The 16,155-nt window shown below is 52.0% G+C and carries 18 protein-coding genes and 1 riboswitch; of the genes, 14 read left to right on the forward strand and 4 right to left on the reverse strand.

Annotation, left to right across the window (positions count from 1 at the left end; translation table 11 throughout):
* Positions 1 to 6: 6 nt before the first annotated feature.
* The 4 genes from cbiB to pduF all read right to left on the reverse strand — a co-directional run bounded on the left by cbiB (position 7) and on the right by pduF (position 4,862).
* On the reverse strand, positions 7 to 966 hold the full coding sequence (gene cbiB / locus SK34_RS02705) for an adenosylcobinamide-phosphate synthase CbiB (protein ID WP_048232278.1): 960 nt from the start codon (positions 964 to 966) through the stop codon (positions 7 to 9).
* Positions 963 to 2,342: a cobyrinic acid a,c-diamide synthase CobB gene (locus tag SK34_RS02710; RefSeq protein ID WP_048232279.1), complete on the reverse strand. Its 1,380-nt coding sequence runs from the start codon at positions 2,340 to 2,342 to the stop codon at positions 963 to 965. Before SK34_RS02710 ends, cbiB begins: the two co-directional genes overlap by 4 nt.
* 88 nt (positions 2,343 to 2,430) lie before the next feature.
* A riboswitch (cobalamin riboswitch) is annotated at positions 2,431 to 2,605 on the reverse strand.
* 332 nt (positions 2,606 to 2,937) lie between these two features.
* A complete protein-coding gene (gene pocR, locus SK34_RS02715) occupies positions 2,938 to 3,849 on the reverse strand; it encodes a transcriptional regulator PocR (RefSeq protein ID WP_003030260.1) in 912 nt (303 codons plus the stop codon).
* Between the two features lie 203 nt (positions 3,850 to 4,052).
* On the reverse strand, positions 4,053 to 4,862 hold the full coding sequence (pduF, locus tag SK34_RS02720; protein WP_003030258.1) for a propanediol diffusion facilitator PduF: 810 nt from the start codon (positions 4,860 to 4,862) through the stop codon (positions 4,053 to 4,055).
* 525 nt (positions 4,863 to 5,387) lie between these two features.
* Between pduF and pduA the strand changes: the two genes are divergently transcribed.
* The 14 genes from pduA to pduP are packed head-to-tail and all read left to right on the forward strand — an operon-like array spanning position 5,388 to position 16,151.
* On the forward strand, positions 5,388 to 5,669 hold the full coding sequence (pduA, locus tag SK34_RS02725) for a propanediol utilization microcompartment protein PduA (RefSeq protein ID WP_003030255.1): 282 nt from the start codon (positions 5,388 to 5,390) through the stop codon (positions 5,667 to 5,669).
* Positions 5,669 to 6,481, forward strand: a complete 813-nt coding sequence (pduB, locus tag SK34_RS02730; protein ID WP_003030252.1) for a propanediol utilization microcompartment protein PduB — start codon at positions 5,669 to 5,671, stop codon at positions 6,479 to 6,481. The genes pduA and pduB overlap by 1 nt, the downstream gene beginning before the upstream one ends.
* Positions 6,482 to 6,499: 18 nt before the next feature.
* Entirely contained in the window at positions 6,500 to 8,164 is a 1,665-nt protein-coding gene (gene pduC / locus SK34_RS02735; RefSeq protein WP_003030249.1) for a propanediol dehydratase large subunit PduC, read from the forward strand.
* Positions 8,165 to 8,174: 10 nt separating this feature from the next.
* Entirely contained in the window at positions 8,175 to 8,849 is a 675-nt protein-coding gene (gene pduD, locus SK34_RS02740; protein ID WP_048232281.1) for a propanediol dehydratase medium subunit PduD, read from the forward strand.
* A 14-nt stretch (positions 8,850 to 8,863) separates the two neighbouring features.
* A complete protein-coding gene (gene pduE, locus SK34_RS02745) occupies positions 8,864 to 9,382 on the forward strand; it encodes a propanediol dehydratase small subunit PduE (protein WP_003030243.1) in 519 nt (172 codons plus the stop codon).
* 15 nt (positions 9,383 to 9,397) lie between these two features.
* Complete coding sequence (locus SK34_RS02750) at positions 9,398 to 11,230, forward strand: diol dehydratase reactivase subunit alpha (protein WP_003839013.1); 1,833 nt, start codon at positions 9,398 to 9,400, stop codon at positions 11,228 to 11,230.
* Entirely contained in the window at positions 11,220 to 11,570 is a 351-nt protein-coding gene (locus SK34_RS02755) for a glycerol dehydratase reactivase beta/small subunit family protein (RefSeq protein WP_003844243.1), read from the forward strand. The genes SK34_RS02750 and SK34_RS02755 overlap by 11 nt, the downstream gene beginning before the upstream one ends.
* Positions 11,571 to 11,589: 19 nt before the next feature.
* On the forward strand, positions 11,590 to 11,865 hold the full coding sequence (gene pduJ, locus SK34_RS02760) for a propanediol utilization microcompartment protein PduJ (protein WP_001057752.1): 276 nt from the start codon (positions 11,590 to 11,592) through the stop codon (positions 11,863 to 11,865).
* Positions 11,866 to 11,889: 24 nt separating this feature from the next.
* Positions 11,890 to 12,354: a BMC domain-containing protein gene (locus SK34_RS02765; protein ID WP_016150574.1), complete on the forward strand. Its 465-nt coding sequence runs from the start codon at positions 11,890 to 11,892 to the stop codon at positions 12,352 to 12,354.
* Positions 12,354 to 12,986 carry a phosphate propanoyltransferase gene (locus SK34_RS02770; RefSeq protein ID WP_003839005.1) on the forward strand — a complete coding sequence of 211 codons (633 nt, stop codon included), beginning with the start codon at positions 12,354 to 12,356 and terminating at the stop codon, positions 12,984 to 12,986. The genes SK34_RS02765 and SK34_RS02770 overlap by 1 nt, the downstream gene beginning before the upstream one ends.
* Complete coding sequence (pduM, locus tag SK34_RS02775; RefSeq protein ID WP_003844248.1) at positions 12,983 to 13,474, forward strand: microcompartment protein PduM; 492 nt, start codon at positions 12,983 to 12,985, stop codon at positions 13,472 to 13,474. The genes SK34_RS02770 and pduM overlap by 4 nt, the downstream gene beginning before the upstream one ends.
* Positions 13,475 to 13,477: 3 nt before the next feature.
* Positions 13,478 to 13,753, forward strand: coding sequence for a EutN/CcmL family microcompartment protein (locus SK34_RS02780; protein ID WP_003030211.1), 276 nt, complete (start codon positions 13,478 to 13,480; stop codon positions 13,751 to 13,753).
* Between the two features lie 8 nt (positions 13,754 to 13,761).
* On the forward strand, positions 13,762 to 14,769 hold the full coding sequence (pduO, locus tag SK34_RS02785) for a two-domain cob(I)yrinic acid a,c-diamide adenosyltransferase PduO (RefSeq protein WP_048232283.1): 1,008 nt from the start codon (positions 13,762 to 13,764) through the stop codon (positions 14,767 to 14,769).
* The gene (gene pduP / locus SK34_RS02790) at positions 14,766 to 16,151 is read left to right on the forward strand and encodes a CoA-acylating propionaldehyde dehydrogenase PduP (RefSeq protein ID WP_048232284.1); all 1,386 of its coding nucleotides are present in this window, start codon (positions 14,766 to 14,768) and stop codon (positions 16,149 to 16,151) included. Before pduO ends, pduP begins: the two co-directional genes overlap by 4 nt.
* Positions 16,152 to 16,155 lie beyond the last annotated feature (4 nt).

Genomic DNA, 16,155 nt, shown 5'->3' on the forward strand with positions numbered 1-16,155 from the left:
TTGTCCTCAGGCTACACCGGCCCACAGCCACCGCAGCGCAATAAACAGCGCCAGTGCCAGCGTCGATGCCACCCACATCAGTCGAATCGTATGGGAAATGTCGTCTACCGAAATGTCGCGTTGCGCATCACCGATCCACGGTTTCTCAACGCGCTCGCCAAAGTAGTCATTAGGACCACCCAGACGAATGCCTAATGCCCCGGCTACGGATGCCTCTGACCACGCACAGTTTGGGCTGCTGTGGTTGTAGCGATCGCGCCAGCCAATCTGTAAAGCTCGCGAGCCGTCTTTACGGCATAAAAATGCCGCCACGCCCAGCAGCAGCCAGCTCAGTCTTGCAGGAATAAAGTTCGCGACATCGTCCAGACGCGCGCTGACCATACCGATAGCGCGGTATTTTTCATGTTTGTAGCCCACCATGGAGTCAAGGGTGTTTACCGCTTTGTAGGCCATCGCAAGGGGCGCACCGCCGAGAAGGAGAAAAAACAGCGGCGCGATAATGCCGTCTACGGTGTTTTCAGCCACGGTTTCCACCACCGCACGATTGATCTGTTGCGGTTGCAGTTGCGAGGTATCACGCCCCACTATCCACGACAGTTTTTCCCGACTCGCAGCAAGGTCACCGGCCCGTAGAGGACGTTCGACATCCAGTGCGGCATTCGCCAGGCATCGCCCGGCCAGCACGGTAAAGATCATCCATACCTCTACCACCCAACCCAACCAGGGATGAACAGATTTTGCCAGTACCAGCACGCCCCAGGACGCAGCCCAGGTCAGACCAACCACCACAATCCACATCACCGCGCCACCAATGCGCAGCGCACGGTCGCTATGACAATAACGCCGAATAATTCGCTGCACGGCAGAAATCAGATTGCCAATCCAGCGCACCGGATGCGGCCAGTTCTGCGGATCACCGATGATAAAATCAAGCAGCCAGGCAACACACCACGCAAGGATCGTCATAGCGCGCTCCTCGCGGCTGTCAGCCAGTGGCTAAGCATCTGCGGACGTTGAGCAAAATGAACGTGTAGATAACTGGCGAAGGTGTTTCCGACCTGCCAGCCGCCGGACCAGGCTTGCAGCGTTTTACCATCGCGCACTTTGCGACAGTTCATCACCGCTGGCGTTTCAGGGGTAAAATCGGAATAGTGGAATTCATGCCCGCGCAGCACTTCGCCTTCTGCTGCTAACAATGTTTGTTGTGCGGCCTGCGCTTCGCAGTAGCCAAATCGGGTCAGACGCTTTCCCATTTTGCTGTGGCCGGGAATGATATCCGCCATCAGCCAGGTATCGCCGCTACTGTCCTCAAGCGAACTGCCGAGATACATCAGCCCCCCACACTCTGCGTAAATCGCGACGCCACGTTGATGTGCCGCTCGCAGTTGCTTCAGCATCGAGACATTGCGAGCCAGCACCGCAGCGTGTAGCTCAGGATATCCGCCACCTAACCAGATCATCTGACAGTCGGGTAAGCAGGTGTCGTGCAACGGGCTAAAACGAACAATATTAAGCCCCGTACGTTCCAGCAGCGTAATGTTGTCCGGGTAGTAGAAGTTGAAGGCTTCGTCATCGGCAATTGCAAGCGTTAGCCCTGCTCCAGCATCTGCGGCAGGCAGCGCGGGCCATTCGCCAGCAGGAAGATTGGTTGACTGGCTTAATGTCAGCAGTGCGTCAATATCAAGGGTTTGCTCCAGCGTGGCAGCAAACTCCTGCCACGGTTGCTGATTGATAACCGACTCACGTGCGGTGACTAAACCCAAATGTCGTTCGGGAAGGGCAACCCCATCCATACGGGGTACGTAACCTAAGACGGGGACATCGCAGTAACGTTCGATTGCGACTTTCAGTAACTGGTAATGCGTTTCGCTGTTAACCCGATTAACAATAACGCCGGCGATGTTCAGGGTGGGATCAAAATGCTGAAAACCCATTACCGTTGCGGCGATTGAGGTGGAAACGGCTTTGCCATCAACCAGTAAGATGACCGGACAGCCTAACTGTTTAGCCATCGCGGCGGTGCTGCAGTAGTTTGGGTCGGTACCATAGCCGTCATACAGCCCCATCACACCTTCAATAACGGCGATATCCGCATGTTGCATCTGCTCATTGAATAGAGCGTTCAGCGTGGGGACGGGAAGCATAAAGCTATCAAGATTGCGGGAAGCAGTACCGCATACCGCTGTATGCCAGCCGGTATCAAGGTAATCAGGACCCACTTTGCAAGGCTGGACGCGCAAACCGCGTTTTTTCAACAAGCTCAACAAGCCCAGCGTCACCGTGGTTTTACCACAGCCGCTTCCGGTACCTGCAAGAACAAATGCGTGAAAATTGGCCGCCATACCCTGATCCTGTTCAGGGTGGTAGGGGTGTAGAGATACCCAGTCTCTCGACTGTATGCATCTGAACCACCCACTTCCCACCGAAGTTGTTGGTAGTCACTGACAGGCAGGTCTTCTGGCTTAGCGTCATCCTCACCCGTCCTTCCCAATCTTGCGATCAGTGGTCCATACGGGGTCGTCAGCATCACAGCAGCGGGGGCTGCGGGGGATTCTCACCCCCTTCCCTACCACATATGTGGCAAACCTGTCAGTTCAAGAGCCTGGTTAACTAAGCTCTCTGTTATGAGGTAAATTCACGACCTCATGACAATAATTCAGTTTAATATCTTTCCAAATTCATTCAGCCAATTTCCTGGCCTTTTCCCACATATTCATACGTTCACTTTTTGAATGAAAGTATCAGCTAAGAATAAAGAAAGTCATTCACACAGACACTGTATCTCATCACAAAAATAAAAACTGGTGCAGTTTATCCCTCTAATACCATTATTTTGTTGCGCTATGACAATTTATTGGCAGCTGTCATTATTTTTCATTTTATAATGACGGGCATAGCACCACATATCAAAAATCGGCAATAGCAAAATATTGCTATTTAAGCGGACTCTCCGCGTGAAATGACATTAATTTGCTGGCGAAATGCCTGCGGCGTAACCTGATACGTTTGACGGAACACTTTGCAAAAATAGCTGGTTTGCGAAAAGCCTAAATTACGCGCAATGCTGGCTATGCTCCAGTCACTGTGGCAAAGCAACTCTTTGGCACTTGCCATTCTCTGTTGGTTTACCCATGCGTTAAAACCGATACCCTGATATTTTTTGAACAATTTGCTGAAATAGTACGGGCTAAGGAAAACATGAGAGGCAACATCTTCCAGACGTAGCTCGTCTGATAAATGCGCATCAATATAGCGCAGGGCTTTTTTCATTTTACTGTCATGCGGATTGGTACTGCGGTTAGCGCGTACAGGTTCTGACTGCTGCGGGTTATCTTTGATAACAACAAAATTGAGTTGTTTCTTAAGGCAATTTTCGACGATGAGCTTAAGTAAATCCGCTGAGGCAATGACTCGAGAATAGTCCATCTCAGGTACATTACGGAACTCGTTGACCAGCTCTGGATCGGCTTGCCAGCGGTCATCGACGTTGAGAATATCAACGAGGCCTACATCGTTACTTAAGCGTACTTGTCCACAAAGCACAAACCCTACCAGGTGTCCCGCGATGACCAGCGGAATTGAGAAATCGGTAAGCCCGGCATGGCAGCGATAAATGCAAGGTTGATCGGACTTAGAGGCTTCCAACCCGCCACAGCGGTCGCTCATACGACAACGCGTACTATGCTGAGGATGCTGGCGCATCAACTGGCAAAAAGGAGTGAAATTAAAAAGCTCAGAAATTTCATCACCGTGAATATTGACAACCACAACAGCCAGACTGGTGGCCTGTGCAAAATCCTGTGCGATTTTATTAATGAGTTCTGAGTTCAGGGCACTCGCAGAAATCATGATAAAACCTCTCAGTTAATTTATTGTTATAAATAAAACATATTATTCACACATTCATTTTCATCTCGCGATCCAGCGCTCTGATGAAAGTCAGCATTGAACATAACAAAAGTCTCCCATTCTTGGGAGACTTTTTAAGCCGTTCAGGAAACCGGATCACGAAAACAGTTTTTACCTTTCAATAATAAACATCTTTCATGAAGCTAGCTCTCGTTTTCCTCCAACTTACACGAATTACACGGTAAATTTTTGCCAATAAAATAACGATAAATTGCTGCGCCCGCACAGGCGCCGATGATGGGAGCCACAATCGGCACGATGAAATAAGGGATATCGCGCCCACCGGTCATCGCAACATCACCCCACCCGGCCATCCAGGCAAACAATTTAGGACCAAAATCACGTGCCGGGTTCATCGCAAAACCGGTAAGTGGACCGGTTGATGCGCCGATAACAGCAACCAGAATACCAATCAACAGTGGTGCCAGAGGGCCTTTGGGAACACCGTTACCGTCGTCCGTTAGCGCCATAATCATCCCCATCAGAATGGAGGTAATCACCACTTCGACCAGTGCGGCCTGCCAGACACTCAGTGCGGCGGCAGGATACGTGCTAAAAATACTGGCAAGTTGCAGGCTTTCCAGACTGCCGCGTACCATTTGGTGGGCTGATTCATACTCAATAAATAAACTGCCGTACAACAAATAGGCCAGCATAGCGCCACCAAAGGCACCCGCTATCTGAGCGACAGAATAAGGCAGTACTTTACGGCCAGGAAAACAGGCAAACAACCAAAGTGCGATGGTAATAGCGGGATTGAGATGGGCCCCAGAAATCCCGGCTGTCAGGTAAACTGCAAGCGAGATCCCCAAGCCCCATATGATACAGATCTCCCACAATCCCAAACTGGCACCCGCGACCTTCAGGGCGCTCAGGCACCCAATACCAAAAAACAAAAATAGCCCGGTACCCAAAAACTCAGCAATACATTGCGCTCTTAGTGAATCGTTCATTGTGACACCTTCTAAGCAGAGTTCGTGTCTTTACCAGCGGACTCCTTGCTGGCAGGAAGGTTACTTCAAGACTTACTATAAAAATCTGTATCGGCAAATTGTTGGCAATCTGCAAGCGACATACCCTTAAAAATCGTGTTGTGATAGCAAATTTTTGCTATCACCTTTATTAAAACAGGCGACAAAACGTGGATTCACCCAATTAAAAGTACATTTTCAAAATAATAAAATATTGCGAACAGCAGAATTCCATTTTCAAACGATCATCACAATTTCATTTTTCTCGCATAGCAAATGATATTTAAACTGTCACTCAGAAAAGTGTAAATATGGAATTAACATAACCAAATAGTCATATCGATGAAAATTAAAATAACAAATAAAAACATAGCATTACAATAACTCACAGCAATTTTATCTCACCGTTACCCCACTATTTTTTCACTCTTACTTTCAACTCAGCCATTCTTTTTCCTCGCTTCTTTTTATAGTCATGAAAATCGGGACAACCCAGGCGAGGTCTTTATGCAACAAGAAGCGTTAGGAATGGTAGAAACCAAAGGCTTAACTGCAGCCATAGAGGCCGCAGATGCAATGGTGAAGTCAGCCAATGTAATGCTGGTCGGCTACGAAAAAATTGGTTCGGGGCTGGTAACAGTTATTGTCCGCGGCGATGTCGGCGCAGTCAAAGCAGCAACAGATGCCGGTGCCGCCGCAGCCCGTAATGTGGGAGAAGTGAAAGCCGTACACGTTATCCCACGCCCGCATACCGATGTAGAAAAAATCTTACCGAAGGGAATTAGCTAATGAGCAGCAATGAACTGGTTGAACAGATCATGGCGCAGGTGATTGCTCGTGTGGCAACGCCAGAACAGCAGGCTATCCCAGAAAATAATCACCCAACACGAGAAACGGCTATGGCAGAGAAAAGCTGCAGTTTAACGGAGTTTGTCGGTACCGCGATTGGCGACACCGTCGGTCTGGTAATCGCCAACGTAGACAGTGCCCTACTGGACGCAATGAAACTTGAAAAACGCTATCGCTCCATTGGCATCCTTGGCGCCCGTACTGGCGCAGGCCCGCACATCATGGCCGCCGATGAAGCGGTGAAAGCCACCAATACTGAAGTCGTCAGTATTGAGTTACCACGTGATACCAAAGGCGGCGCAGGTCATGGCTCGCTGATTATTCTTGGCGGCAACGATGTTTCTGACGTGAAACGCGGCATTGAAGTCGCACTGAAAGAACTGGATCGCACCTTTGGCGACGTTTATGCCAACGAAGCCGGTCACATCGAAATGCAGTACACCGCACGCGCCAGCTACGCGCTGGAAAAAGCCTTTGGCGCACCGATTGGTCGTGCCTGTGGCGTCATCGTCGGCGCACCAGCATCCGTTGGTGTCCTGATGGCTGATACTGCCCTGAAATCCGCCAACGTGGAAGTTGTGGCTTACAGCTCCCCTGCTCATGGCACCAGCTTCAGTAACGAAGCCATTCTGGTTATTTCGGGTGACTCTGGCGCTGTTCGTCAGGCTGTTATCTCCGCCCGTGAAATCGGTAAAACCGTACTCGGGACCCTCGGCTCAGAGCCGAAAAACGATCGTCCGTCCTACATCTGATATCAGTGAGGCTGATTCATGAGATCGAAAAGATTTGAAGCACTGGCGAAGCGCCCTGTGAATCAGGATGGCTTCGTTAAGGAGTGGATCGAAGAAGGCTTCATTGCGATGGAAAGCCCGAACGACCCCAAACCGTCGATTAAAATCGTCAACGGTACAGTCACTGAACTGGACGGTAAATCCGCCAGTGAATTTGACTTAATCGACCATTTCATTGCCCGCTACGGCATTAACTTGGCACGCGCTGAAGAAGTCATGGCGATGGATTCAGTCAAACTGGCCAATATGCTTTGCGATCCCAACGTGAAGCGCAAAGACATTGTGCCGCTGACCACCGCAATGACGCCGGCAAAAATTGTCGAAGTCGTGTCCCATATGAACGTCGTTGAGATGATGATGGCCATGCAGAAAATGCGTGCTCGTCGTACACCATCTCAACAAGCGCACGTCACTAATGTCAAAGATAACCCCGTGCAAATTGCCGCTGATGCCGCTGAAGGCGCATGGCGCGGGTTTGACGAACAGGAAACGACCGTTGCCGTTGCGCGTTATGCGCCATTTAACGCCATTGCGCTGTTAGTCGGCTCACAGGTTGGACGCCCGGGCGTGTTAACTCAGTGTTCTCTGGAAGAAGCAACCGAACTCAAACTCGGGATGCTAGGCCACACTTGCTACGCTGAAACTATCTCCGTCTATGGTACTGAACCCGTCTTTACCGACGGCGATGACACGCCATGGTCTAAAGGCTTCCTCGCCTCGTCCTACGCATCCCGTGGTCTGAAAATGCGCTTTACCTCCGGCTCTGGTTCAGAAGTTCAGATGGGTTACGCCGAAGGCAAATCGATGCTTTATCTGGAAGCCCGCTGTATTTACATCACCAAAGCTGCTGGCGTACAGGGTCTGCAAAACGGTTCCGTAAGCTGCATCGGAGTCCCTTCCGCCGTGCCGTCAGGAATTCGTGCAGTGCTGGCTGAAAACCTGATCTGCTCCTCTCTGGATCTGGAATGCGCCTCCAGCAACGACCAAACCTTTACCCACTCGGATATGCGTCGTACTGCGCGTCTGCTGATGCAGTTCCTGCCGGGTACTGACTTCATTTCTTCTGGTTATTCCGCAGTGCCGAACTACGACAACATGTTTGCGGGTTCGAACGAGGATGCTGAAGATTTTGACGACTACAACGTTCTCCAGCGTGACCTGAAAGTAGACGGTGGTCTGCGCCCGGTTCGTGAAGAAGACGTTATCGCCATTCGTAACAAAGCGGCGCGTGCGCTGCAGGCCGTCTTTGCCGGGATGGGATTACCGCCAATCACTGATGAAGAAGTGGAAGCGGCGACCTACGCCCACGGTTCGAAAGATATGCCGGAACGTAACATCGTTGAAGATATCAAGTTTGCACAAGAGATCATCAACAAAAACCGTAACGGTCTGGAAGTGGTGAAAGCCCTTGCTCAGGGCGGATTTACCGATGTCGCTCAGGACATGCTCAACATCCAGAAAGCCAAGTTAACCGGGGATTACCTGCATACCTCCGCCATTATCGTTGGCGACGGACAGGTGCTATCCGCTGTCAATGATGTTAACGACTATGCCGGTCCGGCAACAGGTTATCGCCTGCAAGGCGAACGCTGGGAAGAGATCAAAAACATCCCTGGCGCACTTGATCCCAACGAGCTTGGCTAAGGGGTGAAAAATGGAAATTAATGAAAAACTGCTGCGTCAGATAATTGAAGATGTGTTGTCTGAAATGCAGACCAGCGACAAACCCGTCTCTTTCCGTACATCTACAGCGGCAAGCGCACCTCAGGCTGCTACGGCACAGGGCGACAGCTTTCTGACCGAGATTGGTGAAGCCAAACAAGGCCAGCAACAGGACGAAGTGATTATTGCCGTAGGGCCGGCGTTTGGCCTGTCACAAACCGTCAATATTGTTGGGATCCCGCATAAGAATATCTTGCGCGAAGTGATTGCCGGTATTGAAGAAGAAGGCATTAAAGCGCGCGTTATCCGCTGCTTTAAATCCTCCGATGTGGCTTTTGTTGCCGTTGAGGGTAACCGTCTGAGCGGTTCCGGGATCTCTATCGGTATCCAGTCAAAAGGCACGACGGTTATCCACCAGCAGGGGTTACCGCCGCTTTCAAACCTGGAGCTGTTCCCTCAGGCACCGCTTCTGACGCTGGAAACCTATCGTCAGATCGGTAAAAACGCCGCGCGTTATGCCAAGCGTGAATCCCCGCAACCGGTCCCTACGCTGAATGACCAGATGGCTCGTCCTAAGTACCAGGCGAAATCAGCCATTCTGCACATTAAAGAGACCAAATACGTTGTGACAGGCAAAAACCCGCAGGAACTGCGCGTGGCGCTTTGATAAAGGATACCTCCATGAATACCGACGCAATTGAATCGATGGTTCGGGATGTGTTGAGCCGGATGAACAGCCTGCAAGGCGAGTCCGCGACTCCGCCCGCGGCGAGTTCATCAGCACATACCGCGAAAGTCACGGATTACCCTCTCGCGAATAAACATCCTGAGTGGGTAAAAACTGCGACCAACAAAACGCTGGACGACTTCACGCTTGAAAATGTTCTGAGCAACAAAGTGACCGCGCAGGACATGCGCATCACTCCTGAAACACTGCGCCTCCAGGCGGAAATCGCCAAAGATGCCGGACGTGACAGGCTGGCGATGAACTTTGAGCGCGCTGCCGAGCTAACCGCTGTTCCTGACGATCGCATTCTTGAGATCTACAACGCGCTGCGCCCGTACCGCTCAACAAAAGATGAGCTGATGGCTATCGCCGACGATCTCGAAAATCGTTATCAGGCAAAAATCTGTGCAGCTTTCGTTCGTGAAGCGGCAGCGCTGTACGTTGAGCGTAAAAAACTCAAAGGCGACGACTAACTCAGGGACAGGATCATGCGATATATAGCTGGCATTGACATAGGCAACTCATCAACGGAAGTTGCTCTGGCTACTCTGGATGAGTCTGGCGTGCTGAGCATCACCGGCAGCGCGCTGGCAGAAACCACCGGAATTAAGGGCACATTACGTAATGTGTTTGGCATTCAGGAGGCCCTTACGCTGGCGGCAAAAAACGCCGGTATCAATGTCAGCGATATTTCGCTCATCCGTATTAACGAAGCCACCCCGGTCATTGGCGACGTGGCGATGGAAACAATAACCGAAACCATCATCACTGAATCCACCATGATCGGCCATAACCCTAAAACACCGGGCGGTGTCGGGTTAGGCGTGGGCGTCACTATTACGCCGGAAGACCTTCTCAGTCGCCCGGCGGATACGCCCTATATTCTGGTGGTGTCATCGGCATTTGATTTCGCCGATGTTGCTACGATGATTAATGCCTCCGTCCGTGCCGGATACCAGTTGACTGGTGTTATTTTGCAGCAGGACGATGGTGTGTTGGTCAGTAATCGTCTGACTCATCCCCTGCCCATCGTCGATGAAGTCCTTCATATTGACCGTATCCCGTTGGGGATGCTGGCTGCCATTGAGGTCGCCGTACCAGGAAAGGTTATTGAAACGCTTTCTAACCCCTACGGTATTGCAACTGTCTTTGGCCTCAATGCCGATGAGACTAAAAACATTGTTCCGATGGCACGGGCGCTGATCGGCAACCGTTCAGCCGTGGTGGTGAAAACGCCGTCAGGTGATGTGAAAGCGCGAGCGATTCCTGCCGGAAATCTGGAGCTACAGTCTCAGGGTCGTACAGTACGGGTCGACGTTGCAGCGGGCGCCGAAGCGATTATGAAAGCGGTTGGTGAATGCCCGAAACTGGATAACGTTACTGGAGAAGCTGGCACCAATATTGGCGGCATGCTGGAGCATGTGCGCCAGACGATGGCTGAATTAACCAATAAACCCAGTCATGAAATTTTTATTCAGGATCTGCTGGCGGTCGATACCTCGGTTCCTGTCAGCGTGACGGGTGGACTTGCCGGTGAGTTCTCGCTGGAACAAGCTGTCGGCATAGCCTCCATGGTGAAATCAGACCGCCTGCAAATGGCGATGATTGCCCAGGAGATCACGCAAAAGCTCAACATTGACGTCCAGGTTGGCGGGGCCGAAGCCGAAGCTGCCATTCTGGGGGCCTTAACTACTCCGGGCACCACGCGACCACTGGCTATTCTGGACCTCGGCGCGGGTTCAACCGACGCTTCTATCATCAATCCTAAGGGCGAAATTATTGCCACGCACCTGGCGGGTGCAGGCGATATGGTCACGATGATCATTGCCCGTGAACTGGGTCTGGATGACCGTTACCTCGCGGAAGAGATTAAAAAGTATCCGTTGGCGAAAGTTGAGAGCTTGTTCCATCTTCGCCACGAAGACGGCAGCGTTCAGTTCTTCCCTACGCCTCTCCCGCCAACGGTTTTTGCGCGCGTGTGCGTAGTGAAGCCCGATGAACTGGTGCCACTGCCGGGTGAACTGGCGCTGGAGAAAGTACGAGCCATTCGTCGAAGTGCTAAGGAACGCGTTTTCGTTACTAACGCACTCAGAGCGCTACGTCAGGTGAGTCCGACCGGGAACATTCGGGATATTCCCTTTGTGGTACTGGTTGGCGGCTCATCCCTGGATTTTGAAGTTCCGCAGCTGGTCACCGATGCTCTGGCGCATTATCGACTGGTTGCCGGGCGCGGCAATATTCGTGGTACCGAAGGTCCGCGCAATGCGGTTGCGACAGGGCTGATTCTCTCCTGGCATAAGGCATTCGCTCATGGAAAGTAATCTCACCACGCCAGCCATCGTTATCTTCACCAGTGCTGACTGCGCTGACGTCTGGAATGACGTACTGCTGGGTATTGAAGAAGAAGGGATCCCCTTTGTGATTCAGGAGAATGACTCAACTGACGTTATCCACAACGCATGGTTGGCCGCCTGCCAATCACCATTGCTGGTTGGTATTGGCTGTAGCCGTGAAAAACTGGTCGTGCACTACAAAAACTTACCCTCATCAGCACCGCTTTTTACGCTGACGTATCAACAAAATAGCCACGATCGCCGCAGCATTGGTAACAACGCTGCGCGGCTGGTTAAAGGCATTCCGTTCCGGGAATGCCACTCATAACCCACAGGAGAAAAGCAGTATGAATAACGCACTGGGACTGGTTGAAACAAAAGGGCTTGTCGGCGCTATTGAAGCCGCTGATGCCATGGTGAAATCCGCAAACGTGCAGTTGGTTGGTTACGAAAAAATCGGCTCTGGCCTCATCACCGTTATGGTTCGCGGTGATGTCGGCGCGGTGAAAGCAGCCGTAGATGCTGGAAGCGCAGCCGCAAGCGCCGTTGGCGAGGTGAAATCCTGCCACGTTATCCCGCGTCCGCACAGCGACGTTGAAGCCATTTTACCTAAATCCGCATAAGTCGTTGCAACCAAGGAGCACAGCGTGAAGCAATCACTGGGATTACTTGAAGTTAGTGGTCTGGCATTAGCCATCAGTTGCGCGGACGTCATGGCGAAAGCCGCCTCCATCACGCTGGTGGGCCTCGAAAAAACCAACGGTTCGGGCTGGACGGTGATCAAGATAATCGGGGATGTGGCCTCCGTCCAGGCGGCCATTTCCACTGGTGTCAGTTTCGCTGACCAGCGAGATGGACTGGTGGCTCACAAAGTCATTTCCAGACCCGGGGACGGGATCCTGTCGCATAGTGTTGTCCTGGAGCCTGAACCAACGCCCGAACCCATACCAGCCATACCGCATGAAGAGATATTTGTAGACCATGCGGCACCCGAAGCACCGCAAGATGCAGAATTGATTAGCTGCAATTTGTGTCTTGATCCTGCCTGCCCTCGCCAAAAAGGTGAGCCGCGCACACTTTGTCTTCATTCCGGCAAACGAGGTGAAGCGTGATGGATAAACAGCAACTGGAAACCACTGTCGCTAAGGTTCTGGATGAAATGCGCGAGCGCCCGATTCCGCTGGGGATCTCTAATCGGCATATTCATCTGTGCGCTGAAGATTACGGTCGCTTGTTTCCCAATCACCCAATTAGTGAGAAAAAAGAGCTGCTGCAGCCAGGACAATATGCAGCAGAGCAGACTGTCACGCTGGTGGGGCCAAAAGGTCAGTTAAAAAATGTGCGTTTACTCGGTCCGCTGCGCAATACCAGCCAGGTCGAAATTTCCCGTACCGACGCCCGCACGTTGGGAATTGCTGCTCCGCTGCGGATGTCGGGCAATATTCAGGGCACACCCGGTGTTCGTCTTGTCAGCCCATTTGCTGAACTGGACTTAGCATCCGGGGTGATCGTTGCCCAACGGCATATCCATATGTCGCCGCTCGATGCTCTGATTCTGCGAGTTTCCCATGGTGATAAAGTCTCGGTCGCCATTAATGGCGATGAACGTCGACTGATTTTCGATAACGTCGCCGTACGCGTTTCGCCGGATATGCGCCTCGAAATGCATATCGATACAGACGAAGCCAATGCTGCAGGCGCTGATAATCCCCAGGCATTCGCCACACTGGTGACCTCACGATGAACAACGAACTGCTGCAACGCATTATCGAGGAGGTTGTTTCCCGATTAAAAAAACGCGCGGAAAGCACGCTCACTCTTAGCGTCGCGCAGTTACGGGAAATCGATTCACGGACAGTATGCTGCCAGTACTCGTCGCTCCATCTCCAGCAAGTGGACCTGCCATTACTGGAGCAAATTGCCGAAGGCTGCCCAGTCAACATGTCGGTGGTAACGATTCACGACGTGCTGGCATGCGGAGTCCGCGTGAAGATTTCACTACAACACCGATTGTTACCCGCAATCCCCGTGAAAAAACTAGCGCGTCTGCCGCTGGAATTCAGTGACGAACTGGGGCGAATCATCTTTTTGCATCCTGAGAAGCTTCTCAGCTATGCCGACGTCGCCCAATTGAGGGATGGCGTACTGGTGCTACGCCGTCGATGTGTCGTGACGGCTCTGGCTCAGGAAGCTGTCAGTCTGCGAAATGTCCAACTAATTAAGCAGGAGTGAGCTATGCATCTGGCACGGGTTACAGGCGTTGTGGTTTCCACGCAAAAATCTCCATCACTGGTGGGAAAAAAACTGTTGCTGGTACGTCGGGTAAGTGCTGACGGAGAGCTTCCTGCGTCTCCAGTGAGTGGAGATGAAGTCGCTGTTGATTCTGTCGGCGCGGGGACCGGCGAACTGGTATTACTCAGCAGCGGGTCCAGCGCCAGACACGTTTTCTCCGGCCCTAATGAGGCCATTGATCTGGCTATCGTCGGCATTGTCGACACGCTTTCTCGTTAGGAGGAACTATGGCGATTTATACCCGCACAGGTGATGCCGGAACAACAGCCCTATTTACCGGACAGCGCGTGAGCAAAACGCATCCGCGCGTGGAAGCCTACGGTACGCTGGACGAACTGAATGCGGCGCTTAGCCTGTGCGTTTGCGCGGCGGAAAACCCTCAGCACCGGCAGTTACTTGAAAATATCCAGCTGCAGCTTTTTTGGTTCAGCGCCGAACTGGCAAGCGAAAGCGAAGAACCGACGCCAGAGCAGCGCTACATCAGCTCAGAAGAAATTGCGGCACTGGAAGCTGCCATCGATATCGCAATGGGAAGAGTACCGCCCCTGCGCAGCTTTATTTTACCAGGCCGCAGCGAAGCCGCCAGCCGACTGCACTTTGCCCGAACTCTGGCACGCCGCGCAGAGAGACGACTGGTCGAGCTGTCCACCGAGATCTCCGTCAGACACGTGCTGATGCGTTATATCAACCGCCTGTCCGACTGCTTATATGCGCTTGCACGAGCAGAAGATCATGACGCCCATCAAAACGAAATCATTGAGAAAGTGGCTGAGCGCTATCTCGCTGCCGTTCAACCACCAGCCACAAAGGAGCCGACTATGTCTCTGTCTTTTCAGGAGCTCCACCAACTCACTCGCGCTGCGGTGACGAGAGCAGAAGAACTTCAGGTTCCGGTCGTCATTAGCATTGTTGATGCGAACGGGACCCAAACGGTGGCCTGGCGCATGCCTGACGCATTACTGGTGAGTAGCGAACTGGCACCGAAAAAAGCCTGGACTGCCGTGGCGATGAAAACCGCCACTCATGAGCTGACATCAGTAGTACAACCAGGCGCCGCGCTTTACGGTCTGGAAAGCCATATGCAGGGAAAAGTCGTCACCTTCGGTGGCGGGTACGCATTATGGCGTGAGGGTTTACTCCTCGGGGGTCTTGGCATCAGCGGAGGAAGCGTTGAACAGGATATGGACATTGCAGAAACGGCCATTGCGGCGATTAACGTGAGAACACATCAATGAATACTTCAGAACTTGAAACCCTTATTCGTAACATTTTGAGTGAGCAACTCGCCCCGGCAAAAGTAGAAGTTAAGGGTAACGGTATTTTTCCGTCCGTTGGCGAAGCGATCGATGCCGCTCATCAGGCTTTTCTGCGTTACCAGCAATGTCCATTGAAAACCCGCAACGCCATCATAAACGCCCTACGCGAAGAACTGACGCCTCATCTTGCTTCACTGGCCGCTGAGAGCGCTGCCGAAACGGGTATGGGCAACAAAGAGGATAAGTTCCTTAAAAATAAAGCCGCGCTGGACAACACTCCGGGTATCGAAGATCTCACCACCACGGCACTAACCGGCGATGGCGGCATGGTGTTATTCGAGTATTCACCGTTTGGCGTAATTGGTTCTGTCGCCCCCAGTACTAATCCGACAGAGACCATTATTAACAACAGCATCAGCATGCTGGCGGCAGGGAATAGCGTTTACTTCAGTCCGCATCCGGGTGCTAAAAAGATTTCACTCAAGCTGATTGCCATGATTGAAGATATTGCTTTCCGTTGCTGCGGAATTCGTAATCTTGTCGTCACGGTCACAGAACCCACTTTTGAGGCTACCCAGCAGATGATGGCGCACCCTAAAATCGCAGTTCTGGCGATTACCGGTGGCCCAGGCATTGTTGCTATGGGCATGAAAAGCGGGAAAAAAGTCATCGGCGCAGGCGCAGGAAATCCACCCTGCATTGTTGATGAAACGGCCGACCTGGTTAAGGCGGCGGAAGATATCATCAATGGCGCATCCTTTGATTACAACCTCCCCTGCATTGCTGAGAAGAGCCTGATTGTTGTTGATGCCGTTGCCGAACGACTGGTTCAGCAGATGCAGTCTTTTGGTGCGATGCTTCTCAATAGAGAAGAGGTAGACAAACTGCGAGCCGTCTGTCTACCAGAAGGCATAGCAAATAAAAAACTGGTGGGTAAAAGCCCGGCAACCTTACTGGAAGCAGCAGGAATACCGGTTCCGGCAAAAGCACCTCGATTACTGATAGGCATCGTCCATGCGGACGACCCGTGGGTTACCAGCGAGCAACTGATGCCAATGCTCCCCGTCGTAACGGTGAGCGATTTTGATAGTGCATTAACGTTGGCCCTGAAGGTTGAAGAGGGATTGCATCACACGGCCATTATGCATTCGCAAAATGTGTCACGTTTGAACCTTGCCGCGCGCACGCTTCAGACCTCCATCTTTGTGAAAAATGGCCCCTCTTACGCCGGGATCGGCGTTGGTGGTGAAGGCTTTACAACCTTCACTATTGCGACGCCAACCGGTGAAGGAACAACATCTGCGCGCACTTTCGCACGCTCTCGTCGTTGCGTGCTGACAAACGGTTTTTCTATTCGTTAATGGG

It is taken from the genome of Citrobacter sp. MGH104 (assembly GCF_001034485.1).
GTDB lineage: Bacteria > Pseudomonadota > Gammaproteobacteria > Enterobacterales > Enterobacteriaceae > Citrobacter > Citrobacter freundii.

Coding starts and splice junctions, on each gene's coding strand:
- pduB (WP_003030252.1), top strand. CDS start 5,669: ATGAGCAGCAATGAACTGGTTGAACAGATCATGGCGCAGGTGATTGCT.
- pduP (WP_048232284.1), top strand. CDS start 14,766: ATGAATACTTCAGAACTTGAAACCCTTATTCGTAACATTTTGAGTGAG.
- SK34_RS02710 (WP_048232279.1), bottom strand. CDS start 2,342: ATGGCGGCCAATTTTCACGCATTTGTTCTTGCAGGTACCGGAAGCGGC.
- cbiB (WP_048232278.1), bottom strand. CDS start 966: ATGACGATCCTTGCGTGGTGTGTTGCCTGGCTGCTTGATTTTATCATC.
- pduM (WP_003844248.1), top strand. CDS start 12,983: ATGAACAACGAACTGCTGCAACGCATTATCGAGGAGGTTGTTTCCCGA.
- pduO (WP_048232283.1), top strand. CDS start 13,762: ATGGCGATTTATACCCGCACAGGTGATGCCGGAACAACAGCCCTATTT.
- pduC (WP_003030249.1), top strand. CDS start 6,500: ATGAGATCGAAAAGATTTGAAGCACTGGCGAAGCGCCCTGTGAATCAG.
- pduE (WP_003030243.1), top strand. CDS start 8,864: ATGAATACCGACGCAATTGAATCGATGGTTCGGGATGTGTTGAGCCGG.
- SK34_RS02780 (WP_003030211.1), top strand. CDS start 13,478: ATGCATCTGGCACGGGTTACAGGCGTTGTGGTTTCCACGCAAAAATCT.
- pocR (WP_003030260.1), bottom strand. CDS start 3,849: ATGATTTCTGCGAGTGCCCTGAACTCAGAACTCATTAATAAAATCGCA.
- SK34_RS02750 (WP_003839013.1), top strand. CDS start 9,398: ATGCGATATATAGCTGGCATTGACATAGGCAACTCATCAACGGAAGTT.
- SK34_RS02770 (WP_003839005.1), top strand. CDS start 12,354: ATGGATAAACAGCAACTGGAAACCACTGTCGCTAAGGTTCTGGATGAA.
- pduA (WP_003030255.1), top strand. CDS start 5,388: ATGCAACAAGAAGCGTTAGGAATGGTAGAAACCAAAGGCTTAACTGCA.
- pduF (WP_003030258.1), bottom strand. CDS start 4,862: ATGAACGATTCACTAAGAGCGCAATGTATTGCTGAGTTTTTGGGTACC.
- SK34_RS02755 (WP_003844243.1), top strand. CDS start 11,220: ATGGAAAGTAATCTCACCACGCCAGCCATCGTTATCTTCACCAGTGCT.
- pduD (WP_048232281.1), top strand. CDS start 8,175: ATGGAAATTAATGAAAAACTGCTGCGTCAGATAATTGAAGATGTGTTG.
- pduJ (WP_001057752.1), top strand. CDS start 11,590: ATGAATAACGCACTGGGACTGGTTGAAACAAAAGGGCTTGTCGGCGCT.